This window comes from Streptomyces sp. G45 (assembly GCF_049542095.1).
In the GTDB taxonomy this organism is placed as follows: Bacteria; Actinomycetota; Actinomycetes; order Streptomycetales; family Streptomycetaceae; genus Streptomyces.
Genome location: NZ_JBMUZU010000001.1, coordinates 7,368,576 through 7,387,104, shown reverse-complemented (window position 1 = coordinate 7,387,104; position 18,529 = coordinate 7,368,576). Strand labels below are relative to the sequence as shown.

17 protein-coding genes and 2 pseudogenes are annotated in these 18,529 nt (G+C 73.6%); 13 read left to right on the top strand and 6 right to left on the bottom strand.

Features of this window, described 5'->3' with window-relative positions:
- The first annotated feature begins 34 nt into the window (after positions 1-34).
- The 12 genes and pseudogenes from ACOBQU_RS31330 (at position 35) to ACOBQU_RS31275 (ending at position 11,464) form a co-directional block, all read left to right on the top strand.
- On the top strand, positions 35-556 hold the full coding sequence (locus ACOBQU_RS31330; protein ID WP_423631724.1) for an FAD-dependent oxidoreductase: 522 nt from the start codon (positions 35-37) through the stop codon (positions 554-556).
- Positions 505-1,146 (top strand): annotated as a pseudogene (locus ACOBQU_RS31325) (FAD-dependent oxidoreductase); the annotation flags it as partial. The gene ACOBQU_RS31330 and the pseudogene ACOBQU_RS31325, both read left to right, overlap by 52 nt.
- Before the next feature lie 27 nt (positions 1,147-1,173).
- Positions 1,174-1,653, top strand: a complete 480-nt coding sequence (locus tag ACOBQU_RS31320) for a glycerol-3-phosphate dehydrogenase C-terminal domain-containing protein (RefSeq protein ID WP_423634828.1) — start codon at positions 1,174-1,176, stop codon at positions 1,651-1,653.
- A 118-nt stretch (positions 1,654-1,771) separates the two neighbouring features.
- The gene (locus tag ACOBQU_RS31315) at positions 1,772-2,836 is read left to right on the top strand and encodes an LLM class flavin-dependent oxidoreductase (protein ID WP_423631722.1); all 1,065 of its coding nucleotides are present in this window, start codon (positions 1,772-1,774) and stop codon (positions 2,834-2,836) included.
- Between the two features lie 116 nt (positions 2,837-2,952).
- Positions 2,953-3,720: a purine-nucleoside phosphorylase gene (locus ACOBQU_RS31310; RefSeq protein ID WP_423634826.1), complete on the top strand. Its 768-nt coding sequence runs from the start codon at positions 2,953-2,955 to the stop codon at positions 3,718-3,720.
- 85 nt (positions 3,721-3,805) lie between these two features.
- Positions 3,806-5,134 carry an amidohydrolase gene (locus tag ACOBQU_RS31305; protein ID WP_423631720.1) on the top strand — a complete coding sequence of 443 codons (1,329 nt, stop codon included), beginning with the start codon at positions 3,806-3,808 and terminating at the stop codon, positions 5,132-5,134.
- Positions 5,135-5,222: 88 nt separating this feature from the next.
- Complete coding sequence (locus tag ACOBQU_RS31300; RefSeq protein WP_423634825.1) at positions 5,223-5,780, top strand: sulfite oxidase-like oxidoreductase; 558 nt, start codon at positions 5,223-5,225, stop codon at positions 5,778-5,780.
- Between the two features lie 22 nt (positions 5,781-5,802).
- Positions 5,803-6,549 (top strand): ferredoxin reductase, encoded by a 747-nt coding sequence (locus ACOBQU_RS31295; protein WP_423634823.1) that lies wholly within the window; start codon positions 5,803-5,805, stop codon positions 6,547-6,549.
- A 123-nt stretch (positions 6,550-6,672) separates the two neighbouring features.
- Positions 6,673-7,344 carry a FadR/GntR family transcriptional regulator gene (locus ACOBQU_RS31290; RefSeq protein ID WP_423631718.1) on the top strand — a complete coding sequence of 224 codons (672 nt, stop codon included), beginning with the start codon at positions 6,673-6,675 and terminating at the stop codon, positions 7,342-7,344.
- 131 nt (positions 7,345-7,475) lie between these two features.
- Positions 7,476-8,675 (top strand): PAC2 family protein, encoded by a 1,200-nt coding sequence (locus ACOBQU_RS31285; protein WP_423631716.1) that lies wholly within the window; start codon positions 7,476-7,478, stop codon positions 8,673-8,675.
- 286 nt (positions 8,676-8,961) lie between these two features.
- Positions 8,962-10,719: a S8 family peptidase gene (locus ACOBQU_RS31280; protein ID WP_423631714.1), complete on the top strand. Its 1,758-nt coding sequence runs from the start codon at positions 8,962-8,964 to the stop codon at positions 10,717-10,719.
- 52 nt (positions 10,720-10,771) lie between these two features.
- Positions 10,772-11,464, top strand: coding sequence for a hypothetical protein (locus ACOBQU_RS31275; protein WP_423631712.1), 693 nt, complete (start codon positions 10,772-10,774; stop codon positions 11,462-11,464).
- A 106-nt stretch (positions 11,465-11,570) separates the two neighbouring features.
- Here ACOBQU_RS31275 and mshC read toward each other — a convergent pair whose 3' ends face one another.
- The 4 genes and pseudogenes from mshC to ACOBQU_RS31255 form a co-directional block, all read right to left on the bottom strand.
- Positions 11,571-12,800, bottom strand: coding sequence for a cysteine--1-D-myo-inosityl 2-amino-2-deoxy-alpha-D-glucopyranoside ligase (mshC, locus tag ACOBQU_RS31270; protein WP_423631710.1), 1,230 nt, complete (start codon positions 12,798-12,800; stop codon positions 11,571-11,573).
- 102 nt (positions 12,801-12,902) lie between these two features.
- Positions 12,903-13,832: an SCO1664 family protein gene (locus ACOBQU_RS31265; protein WP_423631708.1), complete on the bottom strand. Its 930-nt coding sequence runs from the start codon at positions 13,830-13,832 to the stop codon at positions 12,903-12,905.
- Positions 13,796-14,385, bottom strand: a pseudogene (locus ACOBQU_RS31260) (DUF3090 domain-containing protein). The gene ACOBQU_RS31265 and the pseudogene ACOBQU_RS31260 overlap by 37 nt, the downstream one beginning before the upstream one ends.
- Positions 14,386-14,515: 130 nt before the next feature.
- Entirely contained in the window at positions 14,516-15,202 is a 687-nt protein-coding gene (locus ACOBQU_RS31255) for a histidine phosphatase family protein (protein ID WP_423631706.1), read from the bottom strand.
- A gap of 62 nt (positions 15,203-15,264) precedes the next feature.
- Here ACOBQU_RS31255 and corA point away from each other — a divergent pair, with 62 nt between their 5' ends.
- On the top strand, positions 15,265-16,263 hold the full coding sequence (corA, locus tag ACOBQU_RS31250; RefSeq protein ID WP_423634821.1) for a magnesium/cobalt transporter CorA: 999 nt from the start codon (positions 15,265-15,267) through the stop codon (positions 16,261-16,263).
- 84 nt (positions 16,264-16,347) lie between these two features.
- Here the strand turns inward: corA and ACOBQU_RS31245 are convergent, their stop codons facing one another.
- The gene (locus ACOBQU_RS31245; RefSeq protein WP_423631704.1) at positions 16,348-17,136 is read right to left on the bottom strand and encodes a ferritin-like domain-containing protein; all 789 of its coding nucleotides are present in this window, start codon (positions 17,134-17,136) and stop codon (positions 16,348-16,350) included.
- Positions 17,137-17,441: 305 nt separating this feature from the next.
- Positions 17,442-18,497: an LLM class F420-dependent oxidoreductase gene (locus ACOBQU_RS31240; protein ID WP_423631703.1), complete on the bottom strand. Its 1,056-nt coding sequence runs from the start codon at positions 18,495-18,497 to the stop codon at positions 17,442-17,444.
- Positions 18,498-18,529 lie beyond the last annotated feature (32 nt).

Below are 18,529 nucleotides of genomic sequence, written 5' to 3'. Positions count from 1 at the left end.
ACACCCCACAGCTCGCTGACGAGGAGCAACAACCATGACCACCCTAGAGAGCGGCCCCGTCACCTCGGCACTCGGGACGCCGCCCGCCGACGGCCGCAACCCGAGCCGTGCCGAGACCCGGGAACGCCTGTCCAAGGCGGCGTACGACCTCCTGGTGATCGGCGGCGGCATCCTGGGCATCTCCACGGCCTGGCACGCCGCGCAGTCGGGTCTCAGGGTGGCCCTGGTGGACGCCGGCGACTTCGCCGGCGCCACCTCCTCCGCCTCCTCCAAGCTGCTCCACGGCGGTCTGCGCTACCTGCAGACCGGCGCGGTGAAGCTGGTCGCGGAGAACCACTTCGAGCGGCGTGCGGTGTCGCGCCAGGTGGCACCGCACCTCGCCAACCCGCTCACCTTCTACCTGCCGGTGTACAAGGGCGGCCCGCACGGCGCCGCCAAGCTCGGCGCGGGCGTCTTCGCCTACTCGGCGCTCTCCGCGTTCGGCGACGGCGTCGGCCACCTGCTCTCCCCGCCAAGGCGGCGCAGGACGTGCCGGAGCTGCGCACCGACAACCTGAAGGCCGTCGCGGTGTACGGCGACGACCAGATGAACGACGCCCGCATGGCCCTGATGACGGTCCGCGCGGCCGTCGAGGCGGGCGCCGTCGTCCTCAACCACGCCGAGGTCACCGGGCTGCGCTTCACGGGCGGCCGGGTCACCGGCGCCGACCTCAAGGACCGGCTGTCCGGCGACGAGTTCGGCGTCAACGCCCGGCTCGTCCTGAACGCCACCGGCCCCTGGGTCGACCACCTGCGCACGATGGAGGACCCCAACGCGGCCCCCTCCATCCGCCTGTCCAAGGGCGCGCACCTCGTCCTCAAGCGCACCTCCCCCTGGAAGGCCGCGCTGGCCACGCCGATCGACAAGTACCGCATCACGTTCGCCCTGCCGTGGGAGGACATGCTGCTGCTCGGCACGACCGACGAGGAGTACGAGGGCGACCCGCGCGGCGTCGCGGTCAACGAGAAGGACACCGCCCAGATCCTGGACGAGGCCGCGTTCTCCATCCGCGACCAGCAGCTGTCCCGCGACCTGATCACGTACTCCTTCGCGGGTCTGCGGGTGCTGCCGGGCGGGCCCGGCGACACCTCCAAGGCCAAGCGCGAGACGGTCGTCACCGAGGGCCGCGGCGGCATGCTGTCCGTCGCGGGCGGCAAGTGGACGACGTTCCGCCACATCGGCCGCACCATCATGAAGAAGCTGGAGTCGCTGCCGGGCCACCCGCTCGGCGACGCCTACGAGCCGATCTCCTCGCTGCCGAAGAAGCTGCCGCTGCCCGGCATCGCCAACCCGCGCGCCGTCGCCCACCGCCTCCTGGTGGACGGCCCGGCGCCCGGCCCGCGCATGGCGCCGGACACCGCCCGCCACCTGGCGACGCACTACGGCTCGCTGTCCTTCGACATCGCCCGCCTGGCCAACGAGAACCCGGAGCTGGCCGAGCGCGTCCACCCGGACGCCCCGGAGATCTGGGCGCAGGTCGTGTACGCGCGTGACAACGAGTGGGCCGAGACGGCCGACGACGTGCTGCGCCGCCGTACGACGCTGACGATCCGCGGCCTGGCCACGGACGAGATCCGCGGCAAGGTCGAGGACCTGCTGGGCAAGAAGAGCTGACCCCAGGGCAGTGGGTGAGGGGCGGTCGCCGTACGGGCGGCCGCCCCTCGCGCGTGCCCGGGCAGGGGTGCCACACCGCCGCCACACCGCCGCAACGTTCGGCGCGCACAGTTGAAGCATGAAGTTTCAAGTGCTGTCCCTCATCTCCCACGCCCCGCACCCGCTGACCGGTGAACGGCCCACCGCCGCCGAGCGGTTCGCGGAGGTCGTCGAGGTCGGCGTCGAGGCGGAGCGGCTCGGGTACGACGCGTACGCCGTGGGCGAGCGGCACGCGGGCGACTTCCTGTCGTCGAGCCCCACGGTCGTGCTCGGCGCGCTCGCGGCGCGGACCTCCCGGATCAGGCTGCTCACGGGCGTCACCGTCGTCGCGATCCTCGACCCCGTGCGGATCGCCGAGGACTACGCCACGCTCGACCAGCTCTCCCGGGGGCGCGTGGAGCTGGTCATCGGCAAGGGCGCGGAGGCGGGCCACTTCGACCTGTTCGGGCTCGACGAGGCCCGGCAGTGGGACCTCCAGAAGGAGAAGTACGAGCTGCTGCGCCGCCTGTGGCGGGAGGAGGACGTCGACTGGGAGGGCGAGTTCCGGCCCGCCCTGAAGGGCGTGACGACGGTGCCGCGCCCGTATGCGGGCCCGCCGCGGGTCTGGCACGGCTCGGCGACCTCCCTCAACTCCCCCGAACTCGCCGCCCTGCACGGCGATCCGCTGTTCACCGCCAACGCCATCCAGCCGCGGGAGGCGTACGCCCGGCTCATCGCGCACTACCGGGAGCGGTTCGAGGCCCACGGGCACGACCCCGCCCGCGCGCACGTGGCCGCGGGCTCGGGCGGGCTGCTCATCGCCGACAGCGCGGAGGAGGCGGTGCGGCGCTACCGGGATCTGTACGAGGCCAAGGTGCGCCAGACGTTCCGGCCCGACCTGGAGGGGCGGGCCGGTTACAACACGCCCTTCCGCACGATCGAGGACGCCATCGCCGACGGGCCCCAGCTCATCGGGTCGCCGCAGCAGATCATCGACAAGATCCTCGGGTACCACGAGGTGTACCGGCACGACCTCCAGTCCATCACCGTGGACGGCTTCGGGCTGTCCCGGGGGGAGCAGGTGGAGACGTTGCAGCGGTTCGCTGAGGAGGTGGCGCCGGTGGTGCGGAGGGAGGCGCCGTCGGGGTTGTGGGAGGACGCGTAGGGATGCCCTCGCGCCCCCGTGAATTGTCGCTCCGCGGCTCGTCCTCACGCGCTGGACGGGCTTGAGGACCCGCTGGCACCGGGGCGCACCCGTGAGGGCAGAGTGGGCTCATGATGATGACACTGCCCCTCACCGGGGTGCCCCGTACGGGGTTGCCCGGTCACGCCGTGGTCGTGGGTGACCCCGCCCGCGCCGCCCAGCTCGCCGCCCTGCTCGACGCTCCCAAGGAGGTGGCGCACCGCCGCGAGTACCGCACGTTCACCGGCACCTGGCAGGGCCTGCCGGTGGTGGTGGCCTCGCATGGCATCGGCGCGCCCGGCGCCCTCATCCTGTTCCAGGAGCTGGCGCGGGCGGGTGTGACGCACCTCATCCGCCTGGGCACGGCGGGGGCGATCCGCGACGGCGTCGGGGACGGCGACCTCGTCATCGCGGACGCGGCGGTGCGCGACGACGGCGTGACCCAGCAGCTCGTCCCCGCCGAGTACCCGGCGTTCGCGGCGCCGGAGGCGGTGCTCGCGCTCCAGCGGGCGGCCCGCGCGGCCGAAGCCCCGTACCACCGGGGCGTGGTGTGGACGCGAGCGGCGTTCCAGCCGGGGTTCCTGCCGCTGCCGGGCGAGGCGTACGCGCGCGCCGGGGTCGCCGCCATCGAGATGGAGCTGAGCGCCCTGTACGTGTTCGCCGCCACGCACGGCCTGGTCGCGGGCGGCGCCCTGGTGGTGGACGGGGCGAACGCCGACGAGTTGGTCGACGAGGAGGCCACCGGCGGCTACGACCCGCACCGCGGGGTGGTCGCCGACGGAGTCACCCGCGGCGCCCGGATAACCTTGGACGCACTGCGCCTGCTGGCCGCCGACGTCCCGGCGCCACCCCGGCACGCCCGGTAGCCCGGCGGTCCGGTCGCCCCTGTCCCCGCCCCCGCCCCCACCCCCGTACCCGTATCTCGTACCCGTCAGCCCCTTGGAGTCGCCCATGCCCGCGATCGACCTGCTCGTGCACGGCGGTGACATCGTGACCGTCAACGCGTCCGGCACCGTCGTGGCCGACGGGGCCGTGGCGGTGCGCGACGGGGAGGTCGTGGCGGTGGGACCGGCCGCGTGGCTGCGTGAGCGGTTCGTGGCCGCCGAGGAGATCGACGCGCGCGGCTGCCTGGTGCTGCCGGGGTTCGTCAACGCGCACACGCACCTGGGCATGACGCTGCTGCGGGGCACCGCCGACGACGTCACGCTCCAGGAGTTCCTGGAGCGGATTGTGCCGCGCGAGGCCGCGCTGCTCACCCCGGAGACCGTGGCGGCGGGCACGCGGGCGGCGATCGCCGAGTCGGTGCGCGGCGGGGTCACGACCGCCCTGGACATGTTCTGGTACCAGGAGGCGGCGGCTCGGGCGGCGGGCGAGGCCGGGTGGCGGCTGCTGACCGGGCCGACGTTCATGGACGTGCCGGAGCCCCCGGACCGCCGCCCGTACGCGGAGCGGCACGCCTGGGCGGGCGCCTGGCTGGCCGCCCGCACCCCGGCGCCGGGCACCCGGCCGGTGGTCTTCGCGCACTCGGCGTACACGCTCGCGCCCGACCAGCTCGCCGCGGTCAGCGCGCTCGCCCGCGCCCATGACGCGCTGCTTCACCTGCACGCCGCCGAGAACGCGGCCGAGGTGGCGCAGGTCCGCGAGCGGCACGGCATGCGGCCCGTGGAACTCCTCGACGCGCTCGGCGTGCTCGGGCCCGACACGCTGCTCGCGCACGCCGTGGACCTGACGGACGCGGAGATCGCGGCGCTGGCCCGCACGGGCACGGCCGTGGCGCACTGCCCGGCGTCGAACCTGAAGCTGGGCTGCGGCATCGCCCGCGTGCCCGACCTGCTCGCGGCGGGCGTCACCGTGGGCCTCGGCACGGACGGCGCGGTCAGCTCCAACACCCTGGACGTGCTCGGGGCGGTGCGGCTCGCGGCGCTGGTGCACAAGGCGGGCGGCGACCCGACGGCGGTCGGCGCCGAACAGGCCGTGCGGATGGCGACGATCGAGGGCGCGCGGGCCCTCGGGCTCGGCGATCAGCTCGGCTCCCTGGAACCGGGCAAGCGCGCCGACCTGGTGGTGCTCGACCTCGCGCGGCCGCACCTGGCGCCGCGCCACGACCCGTACGCGACGCTCGCGTACGCCGCGTCGGCCGCCGACGTGCGCGACACCGTCGTCGACGGCCGCGTCCTGATGCGCGACCGCGTCCTGCTGACCCTCGACGAACCGCAGGTGCTGCGCGCCCTCGAAGCCGCCGTGAGCGGCGCGGCCCTGCCCGAACCGGCTGTGCGATGACCCCTGACGACACTCCCCCACCAGCGCCGCCGTCGAGCCGACGCGCGGCTTCACCGGGTGCGCCCGCGCCGCCGAGCGCGATCCGCGCCTGCCGCCGGGCCAGTACGACGCCCGGGACACCTGGCCCGTGCTGTCCGCCGAGGTGACGCCGCGGATCGCCACCGCCGACTGGACGTTCCGTATCGGCGGGCTCGTGGCGCGGCCGCGCACCTGGACCTGGGACGAGGCGCACGCGCTGCCCCCGTCCGAGTACCGGGGCGACATCCACTGCGTGACGAGCTGGTCCAAGTTCGGCGTCCGCTTCGGCGGCGTCCGCCTGGACGCGTTCCTCGCCGGGGCGGGCGGCCCGCTGCCCGGCGCCACGCACGTCGTCGCGTACTCCCACACCGGCTACACCGCGAACCTGCCGCTCGCCGACGTCACCGGCGGGCGGGCGTGGATCGCCTGGGAGTACGAGGGCGAGCCGCTGGCGCCCGAACACGGCGGACCGGCCCGGCTGATCGTGCCGCACCTGTACTTCTGGAAGAGCGCCAAGTGGATCGCGGGCCTCGAGGTCCTCGACCACGACGAGCCCGGCTTCTGGGAGAAGAACGGCTACCACCACCGGGGCGACCCGTGGCGTGAGGAGCGTTACGCCGGTGACTGAGGTGACTGAGGTGACTGAGGCGATGGGGACCCCGTACGTCCCCTTCGTGCCGCCGACGGCCTTCGCGGTGCCCGGCCGCATCGCGGTGAGCGAGCAGGCCGCCTCGCACTGGCAGCGGGCGCTGATCACGGAGATCCGCCGCGAGACGCGGGCCGCCGCCACGTTCCGGCTCAAGGTGCCCGACTGGGCGGGCCATCTGCCGGGCCAGCACCTGATGCTGCGCCTGACCGCACCGGACGGCTATGTCGCCCAGCGGCACTACTCGCTGGCCTCCGCGCCCGACGGCAGCGGCGAGATCGAGCTGACCGTGGACCACGTCGACGGCGGCGAGGTCTCCGGGCACCTGCACACGGTGGCGTGCGTCGGCGACACCGTGGAGGTGCGCGGCCCGCTGTCCGGGTTCTTCGCCTGGCCGGGCGACCGGCCCGCGCTGCTGCTCGGCGGGGGCTCGGGCGTGGTGCCGCTGATGTCGATGGTCCGCCACCACCGGCGCGCGGGCCTCGCGGTGCCGCTGCGCCTGATCGTGTCGGCCCGCACCCGCGCGGACCTGATCTACGCCGACGAGTACGGCGGCGAGACGGATGTGCTGCTCACCCGCGCCGAGGGCAGGCTGAGCGCCGCCCATCTGGCGCCGTACCTGAGCGCGCCGCCGGACGGCGGCTGGGAGGCGTACGTCTGCGGCTCCAACGGGTTCGCCGAGCACGCCGCGCGGCTTCTGGTGGACGCCGGGCAGCCGGTGGACCGGATCAGGATCGAGCGCTTCGGCTGAACCCGCCGCTCCCCCGCCGCCCGGGGCCATAATGTGCCGACACATCGGATGTCTCATTCCGGTGGGCCGCACCGGCCCCGCCCCACCCGCCGCGGCGGCCGGTCCTCACGAGGCGAGGTCGCCATGGCTGTCACCGACGAGGCCATCGAAAAGATCAAGGGCATGATCGTCTCGGGTGTGCTGCGCCCCGGCGACAGGCTGCCCAAGGAGAGCGAACTGGCCGCGGAGCTGGGGCTGTCCCGCAACTCGCTGCGCGAGGCGGTGCGGGCGCTGTCCCTGATCCGCGTCCTGGACGTGCGCCAGGGCGACGGGACCTATGTGACGAGCCTGGACCCGCAACTGCTCCTGGAGGCGCTGAGCTTCGTCGTCGACTTCCACCGGGACGACACGGTCCTGGAGTTCCTCGCGGTGCGCCGCATCCTGGAGCCCGCCGCCACGGCCATGGCGGCCAGCCGCGTCTCGGACGCCGAACTGGACGCGCTGACGGCCCAGTTGGACGCGCTCGGCGCGGCGCCGAGCGTGGCGGAGCTGGTCGCCTGCGACCTGGAGTTCCACCGGGGCATCGTGCGGGCGGCGGGGAACTCCGTGCTGTGCTCGCTGCTCGACGGCCTGTCGGGGCCGACGACGCGGGCCCGGGTGTGGCGGGGCCTCACCCAGGAGGACGCGGTCAGCCGCACCCTGCACGAGCACCGGGCGATCCTGGCGGCGCTGCGCGAGCGGGACGCGGAGGCGGCGCGGTCCTGGGCGACCGTGCACATCGCGAGCGTGGAGCAGTGGCTGCGGTCCACTTTGTGAGGCATGCGTGACGAGCGGTTGACCTGGGCAGTGATCCGGCACCCGGCGCCGCCGGGGGGCTGCGGAGGCCCCCGCGGGACGCCGTAAGGTTGGGGCGTACTTATAGCGGAGAACGTCGGAAGGAGGCCCGGGTGATCGAGCTCGAAGGGGTACCCGAGCTGATCGACCCGGTCATGGTGGCCGCGTTCGAGGGCTGGAACGACGCCGGCGACGCCGCCTCCACCGCGGTCGCACATCTCGACAAGGAGTGGAAGGGCGAGGTGTTCGCGGCGCTGGACGCCGAGGACTACTACGACTTCCAGGTCAACCGCCCCACGGTGTGGCTGGACGGCGGAGTGCGCAAGATCACATGGCCGACGACCCGCCTCTCCGTGGTCCGCGTCGGCGGTGACAAGCCGCGCGACCTGGTCCTGGTGCGGGGCATCGAACCGTCCATGCGCTGGCGCTCGTTCTGCAACGAACTGCTCGGCTTCGCCCACGAGCTGGGCGTCGAACTGGTCGTGATCATGGGCGCGCTGCTCGGTGACACCCCGCACACGCGGCCGGTGCCGATCAGCGGCGTCACCTCGGACCCGGACCTGGCGCGCACCATGGACCTGGAGGAGACCAAGTACGAGGGTCCGACGGGGATCGTCGGCATCCTCCAGGAGGCGTGCACGCACGCGGGCGTCCCCGCGGTGAGCCTGTGGGCGGCGGTGCCGCACTATGTGTCGCAGCCGCCGAACCCGAAGGCCACGCTGGCCCTCCTGAACCGCCTGGAGGACCTGATCGACCTCAGGATCCCCCTCGGCGAGCTGACGGAGGACGCCCGTGCCTGGCAGCTGGGCGTCGACCAGCTCGCGGCCGAGGACAGCGAGGTCGCCGAGTATGTGCAGTCCCTGGAGGAGGCGCGGGACACCGCGGAGCTTCCGGAGGCCTCCGGCGAGGCCATCGCCCGCGAGTTCGAGCGCTATCTGCGGCGCCGGGACGGGGGCGCGGGCCCGGTCGCCGGGACCGGGCCGGTGGGCGGCCACGCCACGGAGGGCGGCGACGGGGCGGCGTACCTGCGGGACACCCCGAGCGAGCGCACGCGCCCGCCGAAGCCGAAGCCGCGACCGGACGCGAGCGCCGAGGCAGGCACCGAGGCAGGCACCGGCACCGGCGCCGACGGGAGCGCCGACACGGGCACCGGCGCCGCCAAGGAGGAGGCCCCCGGTAACGCCAAGGACCCCGAAGCCTCCGGCGGCGACGCCGACAGCAGCGGCGGTGACAGCAGCGGCAGCAGTGGCGGCGACGGCGGCGACGGCGGACACGGCGGCGACTCCCCGGCAGGAGATTCGTCCGAGGACTGAGGCGGCGGCGTCGGCGGACGCCCGGCCCTGAGGGGCGGCACCCGAGCGGGTGCCGCCCCTTTCGCCGCGTACGCCCCAGAACGTCACAGGCTCCTCGTAGGCCTTTGGCCTGTTTGGGGCGTGACATGGATTTCTTGATGAAATGCACACGGTTCCCCACTCAACTTCTTCTCAAACACCGTTGAGGCACAGACCCCTGGACGACTCGCCCCGGCGGTAGCAGGGTGTGCAGCGACCGGACGGTGACGCGTCCGGACGCGCGGGAACCGAAGGGAGTGGTGCGGCGATGACCGACCAGGTGCAGCAGGGCAGCGACCCGGGAGGCGGTGGCCCCGGGCCCGACGGAGCGGGCTTCACCTACCGGCCCGCCGAGCAGGAGCTGATCGTCGTCGCCCGGCCCGAGGCCCGGCTGCGCGCCCAGGAGCACGGCGTCCGCTCGGCCACGGGCGCCGACGTATCGGCCCTGAACATGTTCCTCAGCGACGAACAGCTCGCCCTTGAGCCGCTGTTCGGCAACGAGGACCGGCTCCAGGCGGCGCTGCCGGACGCGGCCGACGACGTACCCGACCTCACGCTGTTCTACCGGGTGCGCGGCGGCGACGAGCGCGCCCAGGAGCTGCGGGCGCGGATCGCGGCGCTGCCGGGCATCGACACGGCGTATGTGAAGCCCGGCGCCGTACCGGCGACGCTCGACTCACTGGGGCAGGGGCAGCGGAGCGGCGACGAGCGGGACGAGACACGGCGCCGCAAGGAGGGCATGCCCGTCACCCCCGACTTCACCGGCCGCCAGGGCTATCTGGGCGCGGCGCCCGAGGGCGTGGACGCGCTCTGGGCCTGGCAGCGGCTCGGCGGCGGGGGCGACGGCGTGACCGTCATCGACATCGAGGGCGCCTGGCAGCTCAGCCACGAGGACCTGTCGGCGAAGCTCGCGGGGGTGGTCATCGGCACCCCCGTCCAGGACGTGGCGTGGCGCAACCACGGCACGGCCGTGCTCGGCGTGCTGGGGGCCGACCGCGGCGGGTCCGGCGTGACCGGCATCGTGCCGGACGCGGTGACGGCGGCGGCGTCCTTCCTGCCCAGCGGCACGGCGGCGACGATCCACGCGGCGGCGGACCGGCTCGCGCCGGGTGACCTCATCCTGGTCGAACTGCACCGCCCGGGGCCCCGGTTCGACTTCGACGAGCGAGACGACCAGCGCGGCTACATCGCCCTGGAGTGGTGGCCCGACGACTACGCGGCGATCCGGTACGCCACGGCCAAGGGCGTCGTCGTGGTGGGCGCGGCGGGCAACGGCGGCGAGTCGCTGGACGACGCGGTGTACGAGCGGCGGCCCGACGAGTTCCCGTCGTGGTGGCGCAACCCGTTCAACCCGTCCAACCCGCCGTCGGAGGCCGTCCTGGTCGGCGCGGGCGCGCCGCCGCCCGGCACGCACGGCCGCGACCACGGCCCGGACCGCTCGCGCCTGGCGTTCTCCAACTACGGCGCGCGCGTGGACGCCCAGGGCTGGGGCCGCGAGACCACGTCGACGGGCGGCTTCTGGAACCAGCCGGGCGACCTCCAGGGCGGCGTCGACGAGATCGCCTGGTACACGGACACGTTCTCCGGCACCTCGTCGGCGTCCCCGATGGTCGTCGGCGCGCTCGCCTCGCTCCAGGGCATGCTCAAGGCGGCGGACCAGCAGCCGTTGACGTCGCCCCGGGCGCGGGCGCTGCTGCGGGCCACGGGCTCGCCGCAGCAGGACGCGCCGGGCCGCCCGGCGTCCCAGCGGATCGGCAACCGCCCCGACATCAGGGCGGCGGTCGCCAAGCTGCTGCCGTCGGCGGTGGGCTCCGGCCGCGCCGAGCGCTACTGGGACGAGCTGATCCCGTATCCGCCCGAACTCCCGCCGCGCCTGCGGCTGTTCGTCGCCGGGGAGTGGCGGAACCTGAACCATCCGACCCCCGAGATCCGCCAGGCGGTGCACGCCGCGTTCGCGGGCGGGTCTCCCGACGTACGCGTCTGGTTCTCCGAGGACGAGGTCGTGGGCCTGGTCGTGACGGGCTGAACCAGCGAGGGACATCAAGACACAGAGACGATTGAGGGAAGGTGGCACCCGCATGAGCACCACCCCGCAATTGAGCCAGCAGAGCCAGCAGTACGGGCAGCAGCAGCCCTTCGGGCAGCAGCCGTTCGGGCAGCAGCAGTTCCCCGGCCAGCAGCAGTTCCCGGGCCAGCAGGGCATGGGCCAGCAGCAGCCGTTCGACCAGCAGGGCATGGGGCAGCAAGGCGGCCAGGGCATGGGCCAGCAGGGTCCGAGCACCGCGCCGCCGCAGCTCCAGCAGCAGTACGGCCAGCAGCGCCCGTTCGGCCAGCAGGGCATGGGACAGCAGGGCGGCCAGGGCATCGGCCAGCAGAGCATGGGGCAGCAGGGCACCGGCCAGCAGGGCATCGGTCAGCAGATCCCGCCGCACCTGCGCCAGCAGATGCAGCAGCTCGGTCAGCAGCAGCCCTTCCAGGGGCTGCTCCAGCAGCTCGGCCAGCGGCAGGTCCCGCAGGCGCAGGCGCCCGAGGTCTCCACCACGGCCCTCGCCGCGGCGGTGTCGGAGACCTTCTGGGACGTGGTGCAGCCGCTGCCGGGGCAGGCCCCGCTCCTGTACCTGTACGTCGACGGCGACTGGCGGGTCTACGTCGACCCCAGCGACCGCACCCGCGAGGAGGTGCAGCACGCCTTCGCGTACGGGCAGCCGGTGATCGGCTACTACGACAGCAACAACCCGGGGCTGCTGCTCGCCATCGTCGTCACCAGGTGACGCACCTCGGAACCCACCGTGCACGACGGCGCCGGGCGGAACTCCGCCCGGCGCCGCTCATGCCTGCCGGGAACGCCCCGAAGGGGCGCGGGGAACCGCGCGGCGCCTAGAGCGCGACCCCCAGCAGCGCGTCCACGGCACGCGAGACGACGCCGGGCGCCCCCTCGTCCGTGCCGCCCTCGGCGTCCTGGCGGGCGGCCCAGCGGTCGACGGCGGCGAGCGCGGCGGGCGCGTCCAGGTCGTTGGCGAGGGCCTCGCGCAGCTCCTCGACGAGCTGGTCGGCGGGCGGCCCGTCCGGCCGGGAGACGGCGGCGCGCCAGCGGCCGAGCCGGGCCACGGCGTCCTGGAGGACCTGGTCGGTCCACTCCCAGTCGGCGCGGTAGTGGTGGGCGAGGAGGGCGAGGCGGATGGCGGCCGGGTCGACGCCGTCGCGCCGGAGCTTCGACACGAACACCAGGTTGCCCTTGGACTTGGACATCTTGGCGCCGTCCAGGGCGACCATGCCCGCGTGCACATAGGCCTTGGCGAAGGGGTGCTCGCCGGTCAGGGCCTGCGCGTGCGACGCGCCCATCTCGTGGTGCGGGAAGGCCAGGTCGGAGCCGCCGCCCTGCACGTCGAAGCCCATGCCCAGGTGCTCCAGGGCGATGGCCACGCACTCGATGTGCCAGCCGGGGCGGCCGCGTCCGAGGGTGCCGCCGTCCCAGCTCGGCTCGCCCTCGCGGGCGGCCATCCACAGCATCGGGTCGAGCGGGTTCTTCTTGCCGGGCCGGTCGGGGTCGCCGCCGCGCTCGGCGGACAGCAGCCGCATGGCGGCGGCGTCGAGCCCGGAGACCTCGCCGAAGTGCGGGTCGGCGGCGACGGAGAAGTAGACGTCCCCTTCCAGCTCGTACGCGGCGCCGATGTCCCGCAGGCGCTCGACGAGCGGCACGATGCCCGGTATGGACTCCACGGCGCCCACGTAGTGCTGGGGCGGGAGGAGGCGCAGGGCGGTCATGTCCTCGCGGAACAGCGCGGTCTCGCTCTCGGCGAGCTCCACCCAGTCCTTGCCGTCGCGCTCGGCCCGCTCCAGGAGCGGGTCGTCCACGTCCGTGACGTTCTGTACGTAGTGAACCTGCCGCTTGGTGTCGAGCCACACGCGCTGGACGAGGTCGAACGCGTTGTAGGTCGCCGCGTGACCCATGTGGGTCGCGTCGTACGGGGTGATGCCGCAGACGTAGAGACGGGCGACGGGACCGGGCTCAAGGGTGACGAGGCCACCGGTCGCGGTGTCGTGAATCCGGAGGTCGCGGCCCTTGCCGGGCAGGGCGGGAACCTCAGAAGCGGGCCAGGCATACATGCCTTGAGCCTAACCGGATGCACCGTCCACATACGACCCAGGGCGACGGGTTTACCTGCGCCCTTACCCGGGCAGGGCGGCCGGTCCGCCCTGCCCGGCGGGTCACACCGGGGGCCAGGGGATGGCGGGCCAGTCGCCGGACGGCTCCGGGTGCCGCCCGGCCGCCAGGAGCGCGGCGACCCGGGCGCGGGTGGCGGCCACCTCGGCTTCGGTGAGCAGTTCCCCCAGGCGTTCGGCGAGGGGCTCGCCCTCCGCCAGGGCGTCCCGGAGGGTGCCGAGGGCGGCCACGGCGTCCTCGGGCAGCTTCTCCCCTGCCCAGCCCCACAGCAGGGTGCGCAGCTTCGGCTCGGTGTGGAAGGTGACGCCGTGGTCGATGCCGTAGAGGCGGCCGGTGGCGTCGGTCACCAGGTGGCCGCCCTTGCGGTCGGCGTTGTTGATCACCGCGTCCAGGACGGCGAGGCGCCGCAGCCGGGCGTCGTCGGCGTGCACGAGCAGCGCGGTCCTGTCCTCCCCGACGGCGGCGAAGCCGACGGCCTTCCAGCCGTCGCCGGGCTCGTCGCCGTCGACGAGGGCGAGCAGTTCGGGGCCGCCGTCGCCGTCGGGCGTCTCGGGGGCGTCGATCCAGAGCTGGACCATGCCCTGGCCGTAGGGGCCGTCGCGCAGCACGGTGGGCGGCACCAGGCCCCAGCCGAGGGCTTCGGACACCTCGTAGGCGGCGACCTCGCGCTGGGCGAGGGTGCCGTCGGGGAAGTCCCACAGGGGGCGCTCCCCCGCGACGGGCTTGTAGACGCAGGCCACCGGGTGCCCGGCGGCGCCGGTGTCCCCGTCGGTGGCGGCGACCGTGCCCGGGGAGACGACCGTGCCCGGGGCGGCGACCATGTCCGGGGAGGCGACCGCGTCCGGGGCGGCGACCGTGCAGTACAGGACCGCGTTCGAGGCCTCCCTGATCTGCCCGCGCACGGTCAGCTCGCCCCGGGCGAGCAGTTCCGCGGCGGTCACGCTCCCCGCCGGTATCCGTTCTGGCGCGGGCATACGTGTCCTTCCGGGTCGAGCGGCAGGCTGCACAGGGGGCACGGGGGCGGCCCGCGTTCACGACGTCCAGGGCGCGCTTGGCGAAGGCCCTGGCCTGGACGCCGGTGAGGCGCACGCGGAGCATCGGGGGGCCGTTCTCCTCGTCCTGGAGGAGCCTTTCCTCGGCCTCCGCGAGGTCTTCGTCGGAGTCCGCGTCCAGTTCGACGAGGGCCTGGGCTTCGACGATCATCCGCTGTTCCTCGCTGTCCCAGGCGAGGGCCATGGTGCCGACCCGGAACTCCTCCTCCACGGGCGAGTCGAGCGGCGCGCTGTCGGTGGCCTCGGCGGGCGCGACGGCGGGCACCGCCGCGCTGCCGCCGCTGCGGCGCACCACTTCGTCGAGGAGTTCTTCCATGCGCTCGGCGAGCGCGGCGACCTGTGTCTTCTCCAGGGCGACGCTGGTCACGCGCACTCCGGCGGACGCCTGGAGGAAGAAGGTGCGCCGCCCTGGGAGCCCGACGGTTCCGGCCACGAAGCGTTCCGGCGGGTCGTAGAGGAACACCTGACGGGGCACGTCCTGTCTCCATTGGAATCGACTGCGGGTGGGGTCGCCGTCGCGTACGGGCTTCCGGGCGACGGCGGGCGGGTGGAGCGACGACTGCACTGCACCCTACTGCGGGGAACGATCACGGTCCTCCCGCGTGTCACGGGGCACCGGTGTCTCCCCCGACCTGAGCGTCGTCGCCCGGCGGCTGCTCGCGGGGGACCAGCGACGCGAGGTCGCCGGTGTCCCCGAGGCGTACGAGGAAGGGGCGCAGACGGGTGTAGCGGATCACGGTGAGGGAACACGGTTCCACCGAGATGCGCTGAAAGAGGTCCAGATGCAGTCCGATGGCGTCCGCCACCAGGGATTTGATGATGTCGCCGTGGGAGCACATGAGATACACGGCGTCGGCGCCGTGGTCGCGCTCCACGCGGGCGTTCCACTCCCGTACCGCCTCGGCGGCGCGGGTCTGCATGGCGCGCAGGGACTCGCCGCCGGGGAAGGCGGCGGCGGAGGGGTGCTGTTGGACGATCTCCATCAGCGGTTCGTCGGCGAGTTCGGCGAGCTTGCGGCCGGACCAGTCGCCGTAGTGGCACTCGCCGACGCGGTCGTCGGTGTGGACGGTGAGGTCCGGGCGGGCGGCGAGCAGCGGCGCGAGGGTCTCCTGGCAGCGCTGGAGGGGGCTCGTGACGGCTTCGGCGAGCGGCACGTCGGCGAGGCGGCCGGGGAGCGCCGCGGCCTGCCGGGCGCCGCGCTCGTCCAGGGCGACGCCGGGCGTCCAGCCTGCGAGCAGGCCCGCGGTGTTGGCGGTCGAGCGTCCGTGCCGGACGAGGATCAGCGTGGGCATGCGGGTCAGCCTAAGCGGCGGAGGGGATGCGGCAGGAGTCAGGCTTGGGAAGAATCCGGGACGTGATCGTCGACTGCGCCATCTACCGGCACGGGCGCCGTACCGAGGGCCCCGCGGACTTCTCCGACGCCTTGGACGAGGCCCGCGCGTTCGGTGACGCGTTCGTGTGGATCGGTCTGCACGAGCCGACGGAGGCCGAGTTCGACCAGGTCACGGAGGAGTTCGGGCTGCACCCGCTGGCGGTGGAGGACGCCTTGAAGGCCCATCAGCGGCCCAAGCTGGAGGTGTACGACGACTCGCTGTTCGTGGTGCTGAAGCCGGTGGTGTACGAGCCGGACAGCGACACGGTGTCGTCGGGCGAGCTGATGCTGTTCGTGGGCGACTCGTTCGTGGTGACGGTCCGGCACGGCGAGGGCGCGCCGCTGGGCAGCGTGCGGCACCGCCTGGAGGCGGAGCCGGAGGTGCTCGGGCACGGGCCGACGGCGGTGCTGTACTCGGTGGCGGACGCGGTGGTCGACCACTACTTGGAGGTGGCGGACGAGCTGCAGACGGACCTGGAGGGCCTGGAGGCGGAGGTGTTCTCGCCGGACGGGGGCGGCTCGCGGCACACGGCGTCGCGGATCTACCGGTTCAAGCGGCAGATCCTGGAGTTCCGGCGGGCCACGGGGCCGCTGGCGATGCCGGTGGCGCGGCTCGCGGGTGTCGGTCCCGCGGCCCGCGCGGTGCCGTTCGTGGACCAGGAGGCGCAGCCGTACCTGCGGGACGTCAGCGACCACCTGACGCGGGTGAACGAGTCCGTGGAGGGCCTGGACCGCCTGGTGACGGACATCCTGTCGGCGCATCTGGCGCAGATGAGCGTGCGGCAGAACGACGACATGCGGAAGATCTCCGCGTGGGCGGCGATGGCGGCGGTGCCCACCATGATCGCGGGTGTGTACGGCATGAACTTCGACCACATGCCGGAGCTGCACTGGTGGTGGACGTACCCGGCGGTGATCCTGCTGATGGCCGCCCTGGAGGTGGTCCTGTTCCGGCTGTTCAAGCGGCGGGGGTGGCTGTAGGGCGCACGTGCCCGGCGCGGGCACGCGCGCGTGCGGGCGGGAGTGCCGGGGACCGGCTGGGGATCAAGCGCGGGCAGGCGGGGGTCAGGCGAACTCGGGGGCCGAGGTGGCGGGGCCGCCGAGGGCATTGCGCCGCTCGGGCATCCTCAGGGACACCATGCGCCGCCAGCCGCCGAGGCGCTCGTACGCGTACATGGCGTGGATGCCCGCGGTGAGCAGCGCGGACTTGGCGCGGGACCAGCCGAGGATGCGGCCCATGCGGGCCATGACGGCGAGGCTGACGTCGCGGTAGATGCGGATCTCGGCGAGCGCGCACTCGCGCAGGGTGGCCTGGATGGCGCGGCCGTGCCCGGCGGCGGCGAAGCGCAGCAGTTCCTCGTGCGTGTACGCGAGGTGGTTGTCCTCGTCGTTGGAGATCATCCTGACGGCCTTGCCGACCTCGGGGTGGTCGGCGAAGAACTTCCGCAGCATCACCATCTGGTCGGCGGCGCGCTGCTCGGTGACCCTGCTGTGCGCCAGGTACGTGATGATGTCCCGCTCCGTGAGCGGCTGGTCGGCGCGGAGCTTGTCGTGCGCGAGGCCGATGCCGTGCCGCTCCAGGATGAGCGTGTAGTCCGTCTCGTACGGCACGGGACAGGCGTCGAGGCCGCGCTTCTTCAACAGCGCGTTGAAGATCCGGCCGTGCTTGTCCTCGTCCGCGCCGTGCCGGGCGATCTTGGGGGCGAGCGCGCGCTGGCTCTCGGGGACCAGTGCGGCGATGCGCCCGTTCTCCCAGCCGCCCTGGGACTCGCCGCTGGCCGCGATGGAGCAGAACAGCCGGAACGACTCGTCGTTGTCGAGGATCTCCTGGAAGAGACTCTTGGCCGAAAGCATCGCTGGCACCTCCATGCCTGCACGGACCGCGCGGGGTTCTCGGACTTCCGCAAAGAACGAGTCAAATGCGCGGTGGAGCAGGAGGCAACAGGTGTACGGGCCAGCTCAGCCGAACGGAGGACTTTCACGGCCGAACGGGGCCGTAACCGGACGGCGTGTCGCGGCGTTGTGATGCGTGACGGCCGTGGCGGGGAAGACCCCCGAGCCCCCACCACGGCCGCGGAAACCTCCCCCGGCACTCCCTTCCGGTCCCTTCCGGTCCCTCCCGGTCCCTCCGGGCGCCGCCAGGCCCCTGCCGCGGCTCCTTACGCGAGGCCCGCGCGCTCCAGCGCCTCCGTGCCCGCCCGCAGCGCGGCGATCCGCTCCTCCAGGGTGAAGCCCGCGGGCGACAGGGTGAGCGTGGTGACCCCGGCCTCGGCGTACGCGCGCATGCGGTCGGCGATGCGGTCGACGGAACCGAGCAGCGTCGTGGAGTCGATCAGCGAGTGCGGCACGGCGGCGGCAGCGCCGTCCTTGTCCCCGGAGAGATAGCGGTCCTGGATCTCGGCGGCCTCCTTCCCGTACCCCATGCGCGTCGCCGCCTGGTGGTAGAAGTTCTGCTTCCGGCTGCCCATGCCGCCGACGTACAGGGCGGTGTACGGGCGGAACATGTCGGCCAGCCTCTCGACGTCCGCGTCCTCGCCCACCGCGAGCGGCAGGGTCGGCACCACGTCGAAGCCCTCCATGGTCAGCCCCGCCTTCTCGCGCCCGGCCCGCAGATGCCGGACCGCGGTCTCCTCCAGGTGCTCCGCCGCCGGGAAGATCAGCAGGGCTCCGTCGGCGATCTCACCGGTCTGCTCCAGGTTCTTCGGGCCGATCGCCGCGATGTACACCGGGATGTGCTCGCGCTGCGGATGCACCGTCAGCTTCAGGGGCTTGCCCGGGCCGTCCGGCAGCGGCAGCGTCCAGTGCTCGCCCGCGTGACTCAACCGCTCCCGGGCCATGGCCTTGCGTACGATCTCCACGTACTCGCGGGTGCGCGCCAGCGGCTTGTCGAACTTCACGCCGTACCAGCCCTCGGAGACCTGCGGCCCCGACACGCCGAGCCCCAGACGGAACCGGCCGCCGGACAGCGAGTCCAGGGTCGCCGCCGTCATCGCGGTCATCGCGGGCTGCCGGGCGGGGATCTGGAAGATCGCCGAGCCCACGTCGATGCGCTCGGTGCGGGCCGCGACCCACGCGAGGACGGTGGCCGCGTCCGACCCGTAGGCCTCGGCCGCCCAGCAGACCGCGTAGCCGAGCCGGTCGGCCTCCTGCGCGACGGCCAGGTTGTCCGCGTCCATCCCGGCGCCCCAGTAGCCGAGGTTGATCCCGAGCTGCATGCCCGATCCCCTTACCCGTGAGTAACGTCTGT

Excerpts from the sequence above, each read along its gene's own strand:
- ACOBQU_RS31330 (WP_423631724.1), top strand. The coding sequence starts at position 35 with ATGACCACCCTAGAGAGCGGCCCCGTCACCTCGGCACTCGGGACGCCG.
- ACOBQU_RS31320 (WP_423634828.1), top strand. The coding sequence starts at position 1,174 with ATGCTGTCCGTCGCGGGCGGCAAGTGGACGACGTTCCGCCACATCGGC.
- ACOBQU_RS31315 (WP_423631722.1), top strand. The coding sequence starts at position 1,772 with ATGAAGTTTCAAGTGCTGTCCCTCATCTCCCACGCCCCGCACCCGCTG.
- ACOBQU_RS31310 (WP_423634826.1), top strand. The coding sequence starts at position 2,953 with ATGACACTGCCCCTCACCGGGGTGCCCCGTACGGGGTTGCCCGGTCAC.
- ACOBQU_RS31305 (WP_423631720.1), top strand. The coding sequence starts at position 3,806 with ATGCCCGCGATCGACCTGCTCGTGCACGGCGGTGACATCGTGACCGTC.
- ACOBQU_RS31295 (WP_423634823.1), top strand. The coding sequence starts at position 5,803 with ATGGGGACCCCGTACGTCCCCTTCGTGCCGCCGACGGCCTTCGCGGTG.
- ACOBQU_RS31290 (WP_423631718.1), top strand. The coding sequence starts at position 6,673 with ATGGCTGTCACCGACGAGGCCATCGAAAAGATCAAGGGCATGATCGTC.
- ACOBQU_RS31280 (WP_423631714.1), top strand. The coding sequence starts at position 8,962 with ATGACCGACCAGGTGCAGCAGGGCAGCGACCCGGGAGGCGGTGGCCCC.
- ACOBQU_RS31275 (WP_423631712.1), top strand. The coding sequence starts at position 10,772 with ATGAGCACCACCCCGCAATTGAGCCAGCAGAGCCAGCAGTACGGGCAG.
- mshC (WP_423631710.1), bottom strand. The coding sequence starts at position 12,800 with ATGTATGCCTGGCCCGCTTCTGAGGTTCCCGCCCTGCCCGGCAAGGGC.
- ACOBQU_RS31265 (WP_423631708.1), bottom strand. The coding sequence starts at position 13,832 with ATGCCCGCGCCAGAACGGATACCGGCGGGGAGCGTGACCGCCGCGGAA.
- ACOBQU_RS31255 (WP_423631706.1), bottom strand. The coding sequence starts at position 15,202 with ATGCCCACGCTGATCCTCGTCCGGCACGGACGCTCGACCGCCAACACC.
- ACOBQU_RS31245 (WP_423631704.1), bottom strand. The coding sequence starts at position 17,136 with ATGCTTTCGGCCAAGAGTCTCTTCCAGGAGATCCTCGACAACGACGAG.
- ACOBQU_RS31240 (WP_423631703.1), bottom strand. The coding sequence starts at position 18,497 with ATGCAGCTCGGGATCAACCTCGGCTACTGGGGCGCCGGGATGGACGCG.